A 16,071-nucleotide genomic window follows, 5' to 3' on the forward strand; every position below is an offset into this window, starting at 1 on the left:
TCTGGACATCGCTACGGTTGCCCTATATAATACGGCCTCTTTTCCCTGATAGCTCAGTCGGTAGAGCGACGGACTGTTAATCCGCAGGTCCCTGGTTCGAGTCCAGGTCGGGGAGCCAGAATTCGAAAGGCCATGTTGAAAAACATGGCCTTTTTTGTTTTCCAGCGCCGCCAGCGGGGCCGGCCGGTGCGTCGGCGCGTTTTGCGCTATCCTGAAGGCATCACTTCAGGAGCCCCTTCCCATGACTTGTACCTCTGCCTTGCGCCACATCGTCCTGTGCGACTTCCTTGGGAGCATCACGCCTGCCAAGCATGCCGAACTCGTTTATGAGTTTTCCCAGCTAAAACACCGGATTCCTGGCGTGCAGCAATTTGAATGGGGGCCGAACGTCAGTCCGGAAGGTCTCGACGACGGCTTTACCGATTGCTTCACCCTGACCTTCAATGACGCTGCCGCGCGCGACGTGTACCTGACCCATGCGGCCCACCTGGCCTTTGTCGAGCAGCTCAAGCCATGGCTGGGCCGTGTGCTGGTCTTTGATTACTACCCGCAAGAACATCCCGGCTGAAAGCTGGCCGGCATCGTGACGCCGGGAAAATACACATTTTTCGGGCGAAATCTGGACATCGGAAAATTTACCCTATAGAATGCGGCCTCTTTTCCCTGATAGCTCAGTCGGTAGAGCGACGGACTGTTAATCCGCAGGTCCCTGGTTCGAGTCCAGGTCGGGGAGCCAGAATACGTAGCAGCAAAAAGCCCAGCCTTCACCGGTTGGGCTTTTTGCGTTTCAGGTTCCCGTTTTACTGGCGCCGGCTACCTTTGCTGCGCCGACTCTTGATCCATCGCACGGCGCGCCAGGCGTCCGGCACTAAGCTGGAAGAACTGGGGCGCGGGCACGCTTGCCATGGCCCGCAATGCAACTTCCTGGGGAGGCTGGCATGGATGACATTACACATGCTGGGTCGGCAACGATTGTGCTCGTGCATGGCGGCTTTGTCGATGGCTCGGGCTGGGAAGGGGTATACCGGGCACTGCGTGACGAAGGCTGTCACGTTGCCATTGTGCAAAATCCAACGCTGTCGCTGGCCGATGACGTGGCCGCGACGCAGCGGGTCATCGCGGCGGCGCCCGGGCCCGTGCTGCTGGTCGGCCATTCGTATGGCGGCGCCGTGGTCACGCAGGCGGGCAACGATCCCAAGGTCAAGGCACTGGTCTACATTGCGGCGTTCGTCCCGGATCAGGGCGAATCCGTCGATTCCTTGCTGAAGCATGCCCCGCCCGGCGCACCGGTGCCGCCGATCTTGCCGCCAAGGGATGGCTTCCTGTTGCTCGACGAGACCAAGTTTGCGGCGGCCTTTGCCGCCGATGTGCCCCGGGACCACGCCCGTTTCATGGCGGCATCGCAAGTGCCCTGGGGGATGGCTGCCTTGACGGGCGTGGTCGGTGCGCCAGCGTGGAGGAGCAAGCCCAGCTGGTATCTGGTCGCCACCGAAGACAGGATGATTGCCCCGGCGATGCAGCGCGAGATGTCCGCACGCGCGGGCGCGAAGGTGGTCGAAGTTGCCGGCAGCCATGCCATTTACATTTCGCAAGCCCATGCGGTGGCGTCGCTGATCCGGCAGGCCGCTGCCGGCATTGCCGGCGACGAGGCCGGCCGTGCGCTGGCCAGCCTGCCTGCTGCCGAACAGGGCGCCCGGTGACGGGGCGTTGTGTCAGGATTTGGCCGCCGTATCCAGGGTCTTGAGGATGGCTTCCTGAAACTTTGCAGGTTCATCCTGGTGAATTTGATGGCCGGAATGGTCAAACAAGAACAGCCCCTTCTTTGGCGCCTTCAATGTCTCGAAATACTCTTGCGTGATCCTGGTCGAGGTCTGGATATCGTTCTTGCCCACGAAGAAATATACGGGGCAGTCAACGCTCTTCAAGGTCTTGGGCAGGTCTATCTTCATGACCTCGTTCCACACCGGCGACCAGGTTTGTGACCATTGAAGAAAGCCCGTCTTGAAAGCGGGGCTCGTGGCAAATTCTTTGCCGTCCTTGTAAAAAAGCCATTTCCGTAAATAAAACATGCTTTCGTCACTCGTGAACGGGAAGCTGATGCTGCCCAGTTCCTGGCTGGCGACGGCATTGTCCTTGAAATGCACTTTCAAGGCTTGCAGCAATTCTTTCTCGCTTTCCAGCTGGCTCACGACAGGATTGGAGGCGAAATAGGCATGCAGCAGTTCCGGGTGATTCCTGACGATATAAAAGCCCAGGACGTTGCCCCAGGAGCTGCCCAGCAAGTATATTTTTTCCTGCTTGAATTCCTTGCGCAGAAATTGTATGACTTGGTACGTGTCCTGCTCCATCTGCGCGACGGACGGCTGGACGGGGGACGGATTCAGTTTCAATGTTTTCCCGGCATCGCGCTGGTCCCACTGGACCAGCGTGAATCTGTTTTTCAGGGTATTGGTAAAGGAATCCGCGCCCTTGATCATGGAGCTTCCCGGGCCGCCGGACAGGAACAGGAGGACGGGTTTGTTCGCGTCGTCGGTCTTGATTTCCAGAACCTGCTTGATGCCGCCAATCTCGGGCGTCAGGGTGGTGGTGAGTTCCGTGGCAGCGGGTTTCGCCTCCGGCATCGCTTGCGCCTGGCATCCGTAGAAGGGAATCAGGGCGGCAAGGAAAACTGCGTATGTCATTTTTTTTATCATGGTCTGATGATCAGTTTCAGGTTGGTTGCACTGGCGCATTGCGCGCCGCATGGGAACAGTTGCAGTGGTATGCCAGGCTCATCCGCCCGGCATGGTCTCCTCGGGTACGTCGAAAAACCTCCTCGCCAGATAGCTGGCCGTATAAAAAGTCATGGGCTGGGGCAGTCGTCCTGGTCCATGCGCAGCCGCAGCGCTTCCAGGGCCTGATAGCCGGGCTGGAGCAGCGCGGCGATGGCTGCAAGGCCATCCGCCGCAGGTGCCGGGGGATCGCCGTGGAAGGCCGTGCCGTATTTCGCATGCAGACCGCCGCGCGCGCGCATCGCTTGCAACTGTCCGGCCGCGGGAGCGATGCCGAGGCGGGGCAGCAAGTCGCTGAACAGGACGTCAGGCAATTGCCTGTAGTGCATCAACTGCAGCTGGCCGGCGGCCGCATGGGGCAGGGCGGCGTCGAACAGGCTGGCCAGCACCAGGCCCGTGTAGCCGTCGAGGTCGCCGGGCGCCAGCTGGTGTGCGGGCAGTGGCAGTTGTGCCGGGTGCAGCATGCCGGGCACCATTTGCGGACCGCGCTGGCGCTGGTGCGAGGTCAGCACGGCCAGCGGCTCGCGGTACAGGAACAGGCAGGGCGTGCCAGGAAAGGCTTGCCGCAGCAGGTCCAGGCTGTGGATGTGCCAGCAGTCGAACTTGATGACAAACTGCGTTTCCTCGCCGGCGCGGCGCTGGCCCAGGGCCAGGATGGCCTGGCGCAGCAGGGAGACGCTGGCGGCCGCGTCGCCGTTGTCGTAATGCAGGCGCAGCAGCGAGTCGATGATGGGCGGCTCGGACATGACGATGCATTGCGGCAGCGAGGCCAGCAGTTGCGTCAGCAGGGTCGAGCCGCAGCGCGACACGTGAAAGATGAAGGCGTCGGGCGCCAGGCTGTCGCCGATGCTGGCCAGCGCCGAGGCGGGTGTGCGGCAGACGCGGCGCTCGCCGGGTTGCTGGCACTGGAGGGTGTTGACAAAGAACGCGTCCGTGAAGCGCTGCTGCCCCAGGTGGCGCCAGCAGATGGAGACGTTGCCCGTCTGTGCATCGCGTTCCGCGGACACGGGAAACCAGTGGCGCATCGCCATGCCGGCATGCCATGCCAGCGTTTCTCCCTTGAGCAGATATTGTTCCTGCTGGGTAAGACCGTACACGGCCGTCATGGGGCCGTTCCCGGGGCCAGTGCCGCCAGTTCGCTGGCCAGCGCCAGCGAGGCCGGCGTCGGGGCGGCGCGCAGCTGCGCAATGATGGCATGCACGTTGCCGTCATGGATGTTGGCGTCGCCGTACTTGGGCGGCGCTTTCGGCACGAAACCGGCGGCAGCGAACAGCGCTGCCAGCCAGCCGTTGGTGATGCAGTCAAGCACGAGGTGGATGCGCGGCGTCATGCCCCGGTTGTGCACGGCGTGCAGGCAGCTGGCATCCATGTACCAGGCGTGTCCGGCCGTAAAATGCACGGTCTCGCCATCGATGCTGAACAGTACCTGCGGCGACGTGTGGATGGGAATGTGGATGCGCGTCAAGCCGTCGGCCAGCGCCGTGCCCGCGTCGCGGTGCGCGCGGATGACGGCGCCCGGTTCGAGCGCCATCAGGCGCACGGCCCGCGTGTCGCACTCGAAACGCGCGAGCACCTCGCGCAGGTAGGGGCAGCGCCCCAGTTGCGGCGTATCCGCGTAGCGCGCGCCGTCGACGGGGACGATGTGGCCGGCGTCGCCACCGGGCGAGCGCAGCGGCACGCAGCTCCAGCCGCTGTCATAGGCGCCCGTGTTGAAGTGGCTGATCCAGTCGTTTGCCCCGAACTGGCCGCAGTCGTGCTGCATGCGCGCCACGTCGAATGCCAGGGGCAAGCGCAGCCAGGTGCTGGGTGTCTTGATCAGCGGCATGGCGTCGCGCTCCACGCCAGATGCTCCTGCACCTCGTTTTCTCCCTGTATTTGAAATCCCAGCCGCAGATACAGCTTGCGCGCGCCCCCGTTGTTGCGGTTGACGCTCAGGTGGATCGCCAGTTGCTGCGTCTCGGCCAGCGCCTGCAGGCCGCGCAGCACGATGCTGGCCGCGCCCTGGCCCCGCGCCTCGGGCAGCACGGCAATATCGACCAGGTGCAGCACCGCGTCGCGCCGCTCGATGACGAGCCTGCCGATGGAGATGTTGTCTTGTTGCAACACCAGATAGGCTGCTTGCGGAAAGCTCTGCCGGTAGCCGTGCGACTGCATGCGCCGCTGCATGGCGATCAATTGTTCGATAAAGGCGGGCTCGGCCGGCATCTGGCGCAGGTCATCGCGCGTGGCACCGTACAGCGCGGCGGCGAAGGCCTCGTCTTCCTCGTGCTGCAGCCGCAGCCGATAGGGGGCGGGCAGCGTGTCAAGGAGGGCTAAGGTCAGAGAGTGCATCGATGTTCCGCTTCATGGTGGATTGGTGGATATGCCAACGACGGCCACAGGCATTTACTTATTTGCTATGCTGCCAATTTTTAAGCAAGCTTGCAATCATTTCAAGAAAGAACGACATGCATCCTGTCTGCACCATCGTCCCCCAGCGGGGCTGCGCATGACGCCGGCACAGGCGGAACTGGCCGACATCGCTGCCGCCCTGTGCGATCCGCAGCGTTCCCTGGCAAGCCTGGTGGGCGAAACGGTGCGCCTGCGCCAGCTCGTCGAGCGGCATTCGCGCCTGTCCATGGACGGGCAGGCAGGCTTGCGCGACGGCGAAAGCTTCCTGCCCAGCGGCTGGGCCATCTCGCCCGTGCAGGCGGGCATGTGCGCGCGCGAACCGTACCGCAGCGCCGCCTTCATCCAGGGCCTGGCCTTGGCCGTGCGCCAGCGGCCGGACTGCGGGCGGCCCGTGCGCGTGCTGTACGCGGGCTGCGGGCCGTTTGCCTTGCTGGCCTTGCCGGTGATGGCGGTGCTCGGTGCCAGCCAGGTGCAGTTTGCCATCCTCGACGTGCACGCCGAGACCCTGGCCTATGCGCGCGAACTGATTGCAATCCTGGGCCTGGAGGGCCACGTGGCGGACTACATTTGCGCCGACGCGGCCGCCTACCGCATTCCTGCCGGCGCCATGCCGGACGTGGTCGTCAGCGAAACCATGAATACGGCGCTGGGCAAGGAGCCGCAGGTGGCCATCCTGCGCAACCTGCACGCGCAAGCGCCGTCGGCGGCGCTGCTGCCGGCGGCCGTCACGGTCCACCTGGGCCTGGACCGGCGCAACCCCGGCGAGCCGTGTACGGACTGGGGCCGCGTGTTTGCTCTCGATGCGGACGCCATGCGCGCCTGGCAGGACGAAGAGGGCGACAGCTTGCCGGCCGCCAGCATCCGCCTGCCCGATGTGCTGGAGCAGGCGCCGCGCCTGCTGACGCGCATCCGCGTGCATGGCGACATCGTCCTGGGCGACCATGAGTGCAGCCTGAACCTGCCCCTGCCTCTGCCGGGCAAGCCCACCCTGGCCGGCGGCAGCGTGCTCGATTTCCATTACCGCCTGGGCGGCCGGCCGGGACTGGGATTTCGCCTGCGCGCAAGCGGGGAATCAACGTCGGAATAAGCAAGGTGATTCCTGGTAGCAATACTACATTGGCAAACAATTTATTTATGTAGGATAATGACGAGACGAATTGCATTTGCTCAAAATGCGATTTAACGCAACCATCCAAGTCAACAAAACAATACGTTTCGCGGGAGTCTCGTCATGAACCATCCAGGCAGCGAACCACTTGTAGCACCTGCAGCATCTCCCTCCCTTCCCCGCATCAGCCGCCGCCACGCCCTGATCGGCCTGGCCGCCTTGCTGGCGCAGGCCGGCTTCTGGAGCAATCCCTTGTCGGCCGCCATGCAGGCGCCGGCCAGCGTTCCTGCCAGCGGACCGGCGCCTGCCACCATGCTGTTCTACACGGTATCGCAAACGATCACGGGCCACCGCGATCTGTCCGCTGGCACGGCGGCCCGCATCGAGCAAGCCATGCGCACGAACGTGTCCGGCTTTGCCGAGCGCCTGCCGCAGCTGGGCGCGCTGCTCGTCACGGGCCAGGAGGCCAAGGCGCTGCTGGCGGCCGCCACTGCCGCCGATCCTGGGCTGCGCGAGCTGGCGCTGGCCATCGTGGCCGCCTGGTACACGGGCACCGTCGCCGGCAACGGGGCGCAGGGCACGAAATCCATCGTCGTTGCATATGCGGAAGCGTTGATGTATCGCACGGTGGCCGATGGCCAGGTCGTGCCCACGTATTGCAACTACGGCCCCCTGTGGTGGCTGAAAGCGCCGCCGGCCGTGCGCGTTGCCGCGCCCGTGGCGCCGAAACCCGTGCCCGCCCCGGCCACCACCGGCACTCCCGAACCGAAAGGCAAGCAAGCAAAATGAAATCACCGCAATTCAAGAGTAATGGCGACGTCGTCGCCGATGTCGTCATCGTGGGCAGCGGCGTCGTGGGCGCCATGATTGCCGACCAGCTGGCCGCGCAGGGCCATTCCGTGATCATGCTGGAAGCGGGCCTGCGCATCGAGCGGGGGCAAGCCGTGGAAAACTGGCGCAACATGCCGTTCGAAAACCGCGTCGGTTCCGACTTCCAGGGCCTGTATCCGCAGGCGGACAACGCGCCCGCGCCCCTGTATTTCCCGAAGAATAACTATGTGGAATTGTCCGGCCCCAGCGGCAGCAGTTTCCAGCAGGGCTATCTGCGCACGGTAGGCGGCACCACCTGGCACTGGGCCGCGTCGTGCTGGCGCCATTTGCCGTCCGACATGCGCATGAAGAGCGATTACGGGGTAGGGCGCGACTGGGCCATTTCCTACGATGAGCTGGAACCGTACTATTGCCGCGCCGAGCAGGAAATGGGCGTGGCCGGTCCCAACGATCCCGCCCTGCAGTCGCCCAGCGAGCGCAGCGCGCCGTATCCGATGGACATGGTGCCCTGGGGCTATGGCGACAAGCGCTTCGCCGAAGTGGTCAACCCGCACGGCTACCGTTCCGTGCCCATCCCGCAGGGCCGTTCGACGCGCCCCTGGCAGGGCCGTCCCACTTGCTGCGGCAATAACAATTGCCAGCCTATCTGCCCCATCGGCGCCATGTACAACGGCATCCACCACGTGGAGCGGGCCGAGCTGAAGGGCGCTGGCGTGCTGGCCGAAGCCGTCGTCTACCGCATCGACACGGACCAGAACAACAGGGTGACGGCCGTGCACTGGTATGACGCGAAGAAACAATCGCACATGGCGACGGGCAAGGCTTTCGTGATTGCCTGTAACGGCATCGAAACGCCCCGCTTGCTGCTGCTGGCGGCCAACCAGAACAATCCGAACGGCATCGCCAACAGTTCCGACCAGGTGGGCCGCAACATGATGGACCATTCCGGTTTCCACTGTACTTTCCTGGCCAACGAGCCGATCTGGACGGGCCGCGGCCCGGCGCAGAGCAGCTGCCTGGTGGGGCCGCGCGACGGCGCCTTCCGCGCGCAGTATTCGGCCAACAAGATGATTTTGAACAATATCACCCGGGTGGGACCCGCCACCCAGCAGTCGCTCAAGCTGGGCCTGGTGGGCAAGGACCTCGACGACGAGATCCGCCGCCACGCCGCGTTTGGCGTGGACCTGTCGATCAGCCTGGAACCCTTGCCCGAAGCGCATAACCGCCTGACCTTGAGCAAGACGCGCAAGGACCCGCTGGGCCTGGCCTGTCCCGACATTTATTACGACGTGGGCGACTACGTGCGCAATGGCGCGAAGGCGGCGCACGCGCAGCTCGAACACATCGGCAAGCTGTTTGGCGCCGTGGAATTCCATATCACCGACAGCCTGAACGCGAATAACCACATCATGGGCGGCGTCATCATGGGCAGTAACCGTCTTGACTCCGTGGTCGACGGCAATTGCCGCGCGCACGATCACGCCAATCTGTGGCTGCCCGGCGGCGGCGCCATGCCGTCGGCCAGCGTGGTCAACACGACCCTCAGCATGGCCGCGCTCGGTTTGCGCGCGGCCGACGACATCGCCCGCACCCTGGCAAGGGAGGCAGCATGATGCGCCGTTTGCTGCTGAGTCTGGCGCTGGCCGCGGGCTTGCCGCTGGCCGCGCATGCGGTGGCGGCGGTTCCGCCCGTCGCCCTGACGCCGGACCGTCCCGCCGCCCCGTCCCCGGCCAGCCCCGATGCGCGCCTGGAGCGGGGCCGCTACCTGGCCATCGCGGCCGACTGCATGGCGTGCCATACGGCAGCGGGCGGCAAACCGTATGCGGGCGGTTACGCCATCGATTCGCCCTTGGGCACGATCTACGCGACCAACATCACGCCGTCCAAGAAGGGCGGCATCGGCCGCTACACGGAAGCCGACTTTGCGCGCGCCTTGCGCGAGGGCGTGCGCGCCGATGGCAGCCATCTGTATCCGGCCATGCCCTACACCAGCTATGCGCAGCTGACGGATGCGGACGTGGGCGACCTGTATTACTACTTCATGCAGGCCGTCAAGCCCGTCGACGAGCCGGCGCGCCAGACGGCCCTGCCATTCCCGTTCAATGTGCGCCTGTCCATGCTGGGCTGGAACACCTTGTTCCTGAACAATAAACGCTACGTGCCCGATCCGGCAAAGAGCGCGCAGATCAACCGGGGCGCCTACCTGGCCGAGGGCCTGGCGCACTGCAGCGCCTGCCACACGCCGCGCAACATGCTGATGGCGGAAATCGGCAGCCAGACCCTGGCCGGCGCGTCGCTGGGTTCCTGGCACGCGCCGAACATCACGTCCGACAAGGTCAGCGGCATCGGCGCGTGGACGGATGCGGAACTCGCGGCTTACCTGAAGACGGGCCACGTGGAGGGCAAGGGGCAGGCGGCGGGCGGCATGGCCGAAGCCATCCAGAACAGCCTGCAGTTCCTGCGCGACGACGACGTGGCCGCCATCGTCGCATGGCTGCGCACGGTACCGGCCGTGCGCGCGCCGGGGCAGACCAAGGCTGCCTTCAGCCATGGCAGCGCCGCCAGCGAAGAAGCGGTGCTGCGCGGCATGGCCGGTTCCACTGAGCATCAATCGCTCAACAGCGGCGCCGTGCTGTTTTCCGGCTATTGCGCCAGCTGCCATTCGGCCAGCGGCGCCGGCAGCACGGGCCAGGCGTATCCCGCCCTGTTCCACAACACGGCCACGGGTGGCGCCACGCCGGCCAACCTGGTCTCGGCCATCCTGTTCGGCGTCGAGCGCAAGATCGACGGGGAGGAGCACGAAGCGTTCATGCCCCGTTTCGACCAGCGCTCGTACGTGCAGTCATTGACGGACGAGCAGATCGCCTCGATCGCCAACTACGTGCTGAAGCAGTACGGCAACCCGGACGTGTCCGTCACGCCCGCCTATGTGGCGCAGGCGCGCAGCGGCGGCGACAAGCCCGCGCTGGCCCGCATGCAACCGTTTATATTGCCTGCTGGCGCAGTGGGCGTGCTGCTGCTGATCGCGCTGTTCGTGGGGCTGCGCCGGCGCCGTCAGCGCAAGGCTTGAGCGCCGGAGCGGCGCAGCAGCGGCGGCGAATATGAACGTTAGGCGCAACTTGCAGTAAAATGCAGGCTGAAAAATGGTTACGAGCAATCGTAGCCATTTTTTATTCTGGCCCGATCCCGGCGATTGTTTTTGCCTCATTTGAAAATTGACAATGTCCCATTCCCTGCATCACCAATTTCTACGTTTCGCCGCCGTCGGCGCTTCCGGCACGGCCGTGCAATACAGCGTGCTGTGGGGCGGCGTGGAATGGGCGGGCATCAGCGCCGCCGCCGCTTCCGGCATCGGCTACATCATGGGTTCCGTCGTCAACTACCTCCTTAATTACTTTTTCACGTTCAAGAGCGACAAGGGACATGGCGAGGCGGCCAGCAAGTATTTCACCTTGCTGGGCATAGGCTGGTGCATCAATACGGGGCTGATGTGGTTGCTGGTACACCAGTTGGGCTGGTATTACTGGCTGGCGCAGGTGCTGGCCACGGGCATCGGACTGGTCTGGAATTTCGCGGGCAGCCGCTGGTGGGCCTTCAAGCCGGCCAGCGCGCCGGGCAAGTAGGCAAGTGTAGAGTTCAAGTAAAGAGTTCAAGCAAGAGTTGTTGCAAGAAAAAAAATGCGCATAGTCCAAGACCTGGCGCGCGGTTTTACCAAAACAAGGGGTTAATCATGCAGTTCCTGGAACGCTATTTCAAACTGAAGGACAACGGGACCAATGTGCGCACGGAGCTGCTGGCCGGCCTGACCACATTCCTGACGATGGCCTACATCATCTTCGTCAATCCCTCCATCCTCGGCGACGCGGGCATGCCGAAAGACTCCGTCTTCGTCGCCACCTGCCTGGCGGCCGCCATCGGCACCCTGATCATGGGCCTGTATGCGAATTATCCGATCGCGCTGGCGCCGGGCATGGGCTTGAACGCGTATTTCTCGTACACGGTGGTCAAGGGCATGGGCATGAGCTGGGAAGTGGCGCTGGGCGCCGTCTTCATTTCCGGCTGCCTGTTCATCCTCGTCAGCCTGTTCAAGGTGCGCGAGATGATCATCAACAGCATCCCGCCCGCGCTGCGCACGGCGATCACGGTCGGTATCGGCTTGTTCCTGGCCATCATTTCCCTGAAAAGCGCCGGCGTGGTAGTGTCGAATCCAGCCACCATCATCGCCCTGGGCGACTTGCACCAGGCGGCGCCCATCCTGGCCATCGTGGGCTTTTTCATCATCGTCGCGCTGGACCGCCTGAAAGTGCCGGGCGCCATCCTGATCGGCATTCTCACCATTACCATCGCCAGCTTCTTCTTTGGCGGCAACCAGTTCAACGGCATCGTTTCGGCGCCGCCCGCCATCGAGCCGACCCTGTTCAAGCTCGACATCATGGGCGCGCTGTCGATCGGCATCGTTAACGTGGTGCTGGTATTTTTCCTAGTGGAACTGTTCGATGCGACGGGTACCCTGATGGGCGTGGCCAACCGCGCCGGCTTGTTGAAAGACGGCAAGATGGAGCGCATGAACAAGGCCTTGCTGGCCGATAGCACGGCAATTGCCGCCGGCGCCTGCCTGGGTACGTCGAGCACCACGGCCTTCGTGGAAAGCGCGGCCGGCGTGCAAGCGGGCGGCCGCACGGGCTTGACGGCCGTGGCCGTCGCGCTGCTGTTCCTGGGCAGCCTGTTCTTCGCCCCGCTGGCGCACACGGTGCCGCCGTACGCGACGGCGCCCGCGCTGCTGTACGTGGCCTGCCTGATGCTGCGCGAACTGACCTATATCGACTGGGATGACAGCACGGAAAGCATCCCGGCCGCCATCACGGCCCTGATGATGCCATTTACGTATTCGGTGGCCAGCGGCGTGGCTTTCGGCTTCATCACCTATGCCGTGTTGAAACTGTTGACGGGCAAGGGCAAGCAAGTGTCGGTCGTGGCCTACATCATCGCCGCCATCTTCCTGTTCAAGTTCATCTACCTGGGCGAATAGCGGGGAAGGCAGGGCCGGAGCCGCGCGTCCGGTGCTGCCATCGAAAAAAGCGGCAATCAAGAAACTGCAATCGCAAAAAGGCCGCCCGTGCATCCGCAGGGGCGGCCTTTTTTGATGGCGCGGCCTACATCAGCAGCGCCGCCACCAAGTCTTTTTTGTCGTCGCCGGCGCTGCCGTCGAAGCGCAGGGCCGCTTCCACATGCGCCAGGTGTTCTGCCATCAGGCGCGCCGCCAGGTCGGCGTCGCCGCTGCGTGCTGCCTCGAGAAAGCGGCCGTGTTCGTCGCATGAGCAGGCGGCGGCGTGGCCGGACTGGTACAGCATGGTGATCAGCGAGCTGCGTCCCACCAGTTCGCGCACGATGTCGCGCAGCACGGCGTTGCCGGCGATGTCGGCCAGCAGTACATGGAAGTCGCCCAGCAGTTGCGAGCGCAGCGGCGTCGCTTGCGCCAGCGCCAGGCGTTCCGCTTTCAGGTGGCGTTCCAGCATCTTGTAGTCGGCGGGCCTGGCCCTGGCGACGAATTCGCGCGCCAGGGCCGCCTCGATGACGCGCCGCGCGGCCAAGATGTCGCGCGCCTCCGCCTCCGTCGGCTGGCTGACGAAAGCGCCCTTGTCGGGCACCATGCGGATCAGCTTATCTTTTGACAGAATCAGCAGGGCGGCGCGGATCTTCGTGCGGCTGACGCCATATAGCCGACATAGCGCTTCTTCGCGCAGCCGCGTGCCGGGTGGCAGCTGGCGCGCCACGATGGCTGCCGCCATATGTTCGGCAATTTCCGCCGAGCTGTCGCCGCTGCCGGTTTTGTCCACCAGGGGTGCGCTTGATTCTGTCATATCGGGTGAGAGCAGTAAGCCAGGGGCAAGGCAGAACCTTGCAAATGCATGTCTGCGCGGCGGCGTGCTTGACGCCCCGTTGCCGGCATGCCGTTTTGCGCCATCCGTGTAGGGAAGGCCTGGCTATTCTACTATCTTGCGTGGCGCCGCGCAGACGGGCGCGGCCGCAGCCCGCAGGCTTGCTCCGTTTGGCGTAAGCGGCCCGTCCCGCACATGGTTGCCATCGCGCCATGTCACTGCAGCGCTCGTCCGCATGGCGTTCGCGTGCTGCCGTGCCTGCGATGCCCTCGCATGATGCCCTGGCATCCCGGCCAGGCAGTCAGCGGCAGGCGGCCTGTTTTTGCGCGCCATGCAGCAACAACTGGACATGAGAAATTTTGACGTATATAATTCGGCCTCCTTTCCCTGATAGCTCAGTTGGTAGAGCGACGGACTGTTAATCCGCAGGTCCCTGGTTCGAGTCCAGGTCGGGGAGCCAGAACAAGCAGTAGCAAAGGGCCACGTGGCAACACGTGGCCCTTTTGTTTTGCGCGCACGATTCCCGTTCTACGCTTTCTCTCTTTCCATCCCTTCAATGCACGGCCGCCGCACGCGATGCTTGCCTGCTGGCCCCCGGGACCCGCCCAGTGTTGCGGGGATCAGGGATCGACGAACACGTCGAAGCGGATATTGAGCGGGCTGCCCCAGGAAATTTCCACCCAGGCCAGGAAACCGCCGTTGTACGGGGCGATGTTGTACACGGCCATGCGGGCGGCGCCGATGAAGCGATGCTGGGCATCGGTGCTGAATTCGCTGATGTTGAGGAACACGCGCGAATTGGCATTCACGTTGCCGTTGACGAAATTCACGGCGTGGAACACGCCGTTTGCCCGCCACGTGTAATACGTGGTGAAGGCATTACCGCTCAGGTTCAAATCCTTTGCGGCCGTCCCTTTTGCCGTTTTGCTTTCCTGCTGCACGGGCAAGTCGGTGAGTTCCTGTTCGGCCAGATTGCTGCCGGCCCTGTCTTCTACTTTCATTTCCATGATGTGCTCCTGATCGATAGTTTGGACGCCGCGCCTGACGTCGTGCGGCAAGACGCCGTATCTGTTGCCGTGACGGCCAGTGTCACGATCTGGCTGATAGGGTAGCCGTCTGCTCCAAGAGGGGAGGCACTAATTTTAGGCCCGCAAGCAGGTAAAAAGGGGCGATTCGAGCATGCAAAACGGCGGCCATTTGTGCTGGCGCAAACACCTTGCAGGCAAGCGTCAAGATACTTTCCAACATGCTATTTTTACGGGGGCGCCACGCATGCCGCGCAGGACAATGGCACAATAGGCCCAGCCGACCTGTCGATGCGGAAACCGTTGCGAGCCTAGCCCATGCCGATACTGAACCTGAGTGCCGAAACCGATATCTATTACGAACTGATCGAGGGCGACCCTGCCAAGCCCTGCCTGGTCTTCCTGCATGAGGGGCTCGGTTGCTGTGCAATGTGGAAAGATTTTCCCGCGCAGCTATGCCAGGCGACGGGCTGCCGCGGCTTGCTGTACGACCGCCATGGCTACGGGCAGTCGTCGCCGCTGGCGGCGCGCCGCCAGATCCATTACCTGCACGATTACGCGCTGTGCGAGTTGCCGCAGGTGCTGGCGGCACTGCTGCCGGGACAGGACCATTTTCTCGTCGGCCATTCCGACGGCGGCAGCATCGCCCTCATTTATGCGGCGCAGCAGCCGCCCCGCTTGCGCGGCATCATCACCGAGGCGGCGCATGTGTTTGTCGAGGGCATCACGCTCGAGGGCATCCGCGTGGCGGACGCGGCGTTTGGCGCGGGCAAGCTGCGCGCGCTGGCGAAATACCATGGCGACAAGACGGAAACCATCTTCAAGGCCTGGTCGGATACCTGGCTCAGCTACGGTTTCCAGTTCTGGAACATCGAATATCTGCTGCCCTCCGTCGAATGCCCGGCGCTGGTGGTGCAGGGCAGCGAGGACCAGTACGGCAGCGCGGCCCAGGTCGACACGATCGTGGCGCAGGCGCTCAATGCCGTGCCCGCCATGGTCGAGCAGTGCGGCCATACGCCGCACCAGGAGCAGCCGCAGGCATTGCTGGCGCTGATGGAAGGTTTTTTGCAAGGCCGCATGGACGTGGCCACTCACCCGAAAAATACATGATAGACCACCTCGATCACCTCGTATTGACCACCCGCGACAAGTCAGCCTGCATCGATTTCTATACGCGCGTGCTGGGCATGCGGCTGGAAACGTTTGGCGCCGGCCGCCATGCCTTCAAGTTTGGCGCGCAAAAAATCAATCTGCATGAGGCCGGCAAGGAATTCCTGCCCAAGGCGGACTTGCCCACGCCCGGCGCGCTGGACCTGTGCTTCATCGCCGCCGTCCCGCTCGACGAATTCATGGCCCACCTGGCGGCGCTGGGGATTGCCATCGAGGAAGGTCCGGTGGCCCGCACGGGCGCCAACTGGCCCATCCGCTCCGTGTATCTGCGCGATCCGGACCGCAACCTGATCGAAGTGTCCGAACGCGCCTGACGTTCCATCCGGCGCCCGGCGTTCAGTGGCAGGCGGGATCGCTGTCCCAGCGGCCCGAGCAGATGCGCGAGCGGCACAGCATGCCTTCGATCAGGCCCAGCTGCCGGCAGCGCTGCAGGAGTTCCGCCGTTTCCCCTTCGCGCTGGCGCAGCACCACGTCGCGCATGGGTGCCGCCGTGCCATCTTGCCGGTGCGCATGGGCCACCATCGCCGTCAGCAGGGCGACGTCGCTGTCGCCGGGTGCGTCAGCGGGCCTTGATTCCTGCGCGCGCGCAGCGGCCTGGCGCGCGGGCGGCGGCGCCTTGCGCGGCGCACCCACGCCCGCACTGCCGGCGCTGGCAAGCGCACCCGCCCCAGCGCTTGCTGCCGCGACTGGCATCGCAGGCAAGGGCGGTCCCGCCGTATTGACGATGGTGGCCGCTTGCGCCGCATGTGCAAGCATTGCCGGCGCGGCCGGCACTGCCAGTGCGGGCGGGGCCGCGGAGGGCGTCGGCGCCGACGGCAGCGGCACGGTGCCGGGTACATCGGCGAGCATGGCCGTGATCAGCAGCGCCAGGCACAGCGCGCCAGCGGCCCAGTGCC

The 16,071-nt window shown here is 64.1% G+C and carries 16 protein-coding genes, 3 tRNA genes and 1 pseudogene; 13 read left to right on the forward strand and 7 right to left on the reverse strand.

Annotation, left to right across the window (positions count from 1 at the left end):
• The first annotated feature begins 42 nt into the window (after positions 1–42).
• The 4 genes from GCN74_RS22935 to GCN74_RS22950 all read left to right on the forward strand — a co-directional run bounded on the left by GCN74_RS22935 (position 43) and on the right by GCN74_RS22950 (position 1,700).
• Positions 43–118: transfer RNA gene (locus tag GCN74_RS22935), tRNA-Asn, on the forward strand.
• 123 nt (positions 119–241) lie between these two features.
• On the forward strand, positions 242–568 hold the full coding sequence (locus GCN74_RS22940; RefSeq protein ID WP_152258810.1) for a Dabb family protein: 327 nt from the start codon (positions 242–244) through the stop codon (positions 566–568).
• Positions 569–660: 92 nt separating this feature from the next.
• Positions 661–736 (forward strand) — tRNA-Asn (locus tag GCN74_RS22945).
• A gap of 202 nt (positions 737–938) precedes the next feature.
• Positions 939–1,700 carry an alpha/beta hydrolase gene (locus tag GCN74_RS22950; protein WP_193317208.1) on the forward strand — a complete coding sequence of 254 codons (762 nt, stop codon included), beginning with the start codon at positions 939–941 and terminating at the stop codon, positions 1,698–1,700.
• Positions 1,701–1,712: 12 nt separating this feature from the next.
• Here the strand turns inward: GCN74_RS22950 and GCN74_RS22955 are convergent, their stop codons facing one another.
• The 4 genes from GCN74_RS22955 to GCN74_RS22970 all read right to left on the reverse strand — a co-directional run bounded on the left by GCN74_RS22955 (position 1,713) and on the right by GCN74_RS22970 (position 5,102).
• Entirely contained in the window at positions 1,713–2,681 is a 969-nt protein-coding gene (locus GCN74_RS22955) for an alpha/beta fold hydrolase (RefSeq protein ID WP_226939176.1), read from the reverse strand.
• A 161-nt stretch (positions 2,682–2,842) separates the two neighbouring features.
• Complete coding sequence (locus GCN74_RS22960) at positions 2,843–3,877, reverse strand: hypothetical protein (protein ID WP_152258811.1); 1,035 nt, start codon at positions 3,875–3,877, stop codon at positions 2,843–2,845.
• Positions 3,874–4,611 (reverse strand): aspartyl/asparaginyl beta-hydroxylase domain-containing protein, encoded by a 738-nt coding sequence (locus tag GCN74_RS22965; RefSeq protein WP_226939177.1) that lies wholly within the window; start codon positions 4,609–4,611, stop codon positions 3,874–3,876. The genes GCN74_RS22960 and GCN74_RS22965 overlap by 4 nt, the downstream gene beginning before the upstream one ends.
• On the reverse strand, positions 4,587–5,102 hold the full coding sequence (locus GCN74_RS22970) for a GNAT family N-acetyltransferase (RefSeq protein ID WP_152258812.1): 516 nt from the start codon (positions 5,100–5,102) through the stop codon (positions 4,587–4,589). The genes GCN74_RS22965 and GCN74_RS22970 overlap by 25 nt, the downstream gene beginning before the upstream one ends.
• Before the next feature lie 157 nt (positions 5,103–5,259).
• Between GCN74_RS22970 and GCN74_RS22975 the strand changes: the two genes are divergently transcribed.
• The 6 genes from GCN74_RS22975 to GCN74_RS23000 all read left to right on the forward strand — a co-directional run bounded on the left by GCN74_RS22975 (position 5,260) and on the right by GCN74_RS23000 (position 12,130).
• Positions 5,260–6,249: a hypothetical protein gene (locus tag GCN74_RS22975; RefSeq protein ID WP_152258813.1), complete on the forward strand. Its 990-nt coding sequence runs from the start codon at positions 5,260–5,262 to the stop codon at positions 6,247–6,249.
• 144 nt (positions 6,250–6,393) lie between these two features.
• A complete protein-coding gene (locus GCN74_RS22980) occupies positions 6,394–7,059 on the forward strand; it encodes a sugar dehydrogenase complex small subunit (RefSeq protein WP_152258814.1) in 666 nt (221 codons plus the stop codon).
• A complete protein-coding gene (locus tag GCN74_RS22985) occupies positions 7,056–8,714 on the forward strand; it encodes a GMC family oxidoreductase (protein WP_152258815.1) in 1,659 nt (552 codons plus the stop codon). Before GCN74_RS22980 ends, GCN74_RS22985 begins: the two co-directional genes overlap by 4 nt.
• Positions 8,711–10,171: a c-type cytochrome gene (locus GCN74_RS22990; RefSeq protein ID WP_193317209.1), complete on the forward strand. Its 1,461-nt coding sequence runs from the start codon at positions 8,711–8,713 to the stop codon at positions 10,169–10,171. Before GCN74_RS22985 ends, GCN74_RS22990 begins: the two co-directional genes overlap by 4 nt.
• A gap of 151 nt (positions 10,172–10,322) precedes the next feature.
• The gene (locus GCN74_RS22995) at positions 10,323–10,724 is read left to right on the forward strand and encodes a GtrA family protein (protein ID WP_152258816.1); all 402 of its coding nucleotides are present in this window, start codon (positions 10,323–10,325) and stop codon (positions 10,722–10,724) included.
• Between the two features lie 107 nt (positions 10,725–10,831).
• Positions 10,832–12,130 carry an NCS2 family permease gene (locus GCN74_RS23000; protein WP_152258817.1) on the forward strand — a complete coding sequence of 433 codons (1,299 nt, stop codon included), beginning with the start codon at positions 10,832–10,834 and terminating at the stop codon, positions 12,128–12,130.
• Positions 12,131–12,254: 124 nt separating this feature from the next.
• Here the strand turns inward: GCN74_RS23000 and GCN74_RS23005 are convergent, their stop codons facing one another.
• The gene (locus tag GCN74_RS23005) at positions 12,255–12,962 is read right to left on the reverse strand and encodes a GntR family transcriptional regulator (RefSeq protein WP_152258818.1); all 708 of its coding nucleotides are present in this window, start codon (positions 12,960–12,962) and stop codon (positions 12,255–12,257) included.
• Between the two features lie 402 nt (positions 12,963–13,364).
• Between GCN74_RS23005 and GCN74_RS23010 the strand changes: the two genes are divergently transcribed.
• Positions 13,365–13,440: transfer RNA gene (locus GCN74_RS23010), tRNA-Asn, on the forward strand.
• Positions 13,441–13,600: 160 nt separating this feature from the next.
• Here the strand turns inward: GCN74_RS23010 and GCN74_RS23015 are convergent.
• Positions 13,601–13,987 carry a hypothetical protein gene (locus tag GCN74_RS23015; protein WP_226939178.1) on the reverse strand — a complete coding sequence of 129 codons (387 nt, stop codon included), beginning with the start codon at positions 13,985–13,987 and terminating at the stop codon, positions 13,601–13,603.
• Positions 13,988–14,323: 336 nt separating this feature from the next.
• On the opposite strand from GCN74_RS23015, the gene GCN74_RS23020 reads away from it, so the two are divergent.
• Both GCN74_RS23020 and GCN74_RS23025 read left to right on the forward strand, forming a co-directional pair.
• Positions 14,324–15,115: an alpha/beta fold hydrolase gene (locus GCN74_RS23020; protein WP_152258819.1), complete on the forward strand. Its 792-nt coding sequence runs from the start codon at positions 14,324–14,326 to the stop codon at positions 15,113–15,115.
• Positions 15,112–15,489 (forward strand): VOC family protein, encoded by a 378-nt coding sequence (locus tag GCN74_RS23025; RefSeq protein WP_152258820.1) that lies wholly within the window; start codon positions 15,112–15,114, stop codon positions 15,487–15,489. Before GCN74_RS23020 ends, GCN74_RS23025 begins: the two co-directional genes overlap by 4 nt.
• A 22-nt stretch (positions 15,490–15,511) precedes the next feature.
• Here the strand turns inward: GCN74_RS23025 and GCN74_RS28905 are convergent.
• Positions 15,512–16,071: pseudogene (locus GCN74_RS28905) on the reverse strand (hypothetical protein); the annotation flags it as partial.

The organism is Janthinobacterium sp. FT14W (assembly GCF_009208755.1).
GTDB classification, from domain to species: domain Bacteria; phylum Pseudomonadota; class Gammaproteobacteria; order Burkholderiales; family Burkholderiaceae_D; genus Janthinobacterium; species Janthinobacterium violaceinigrum.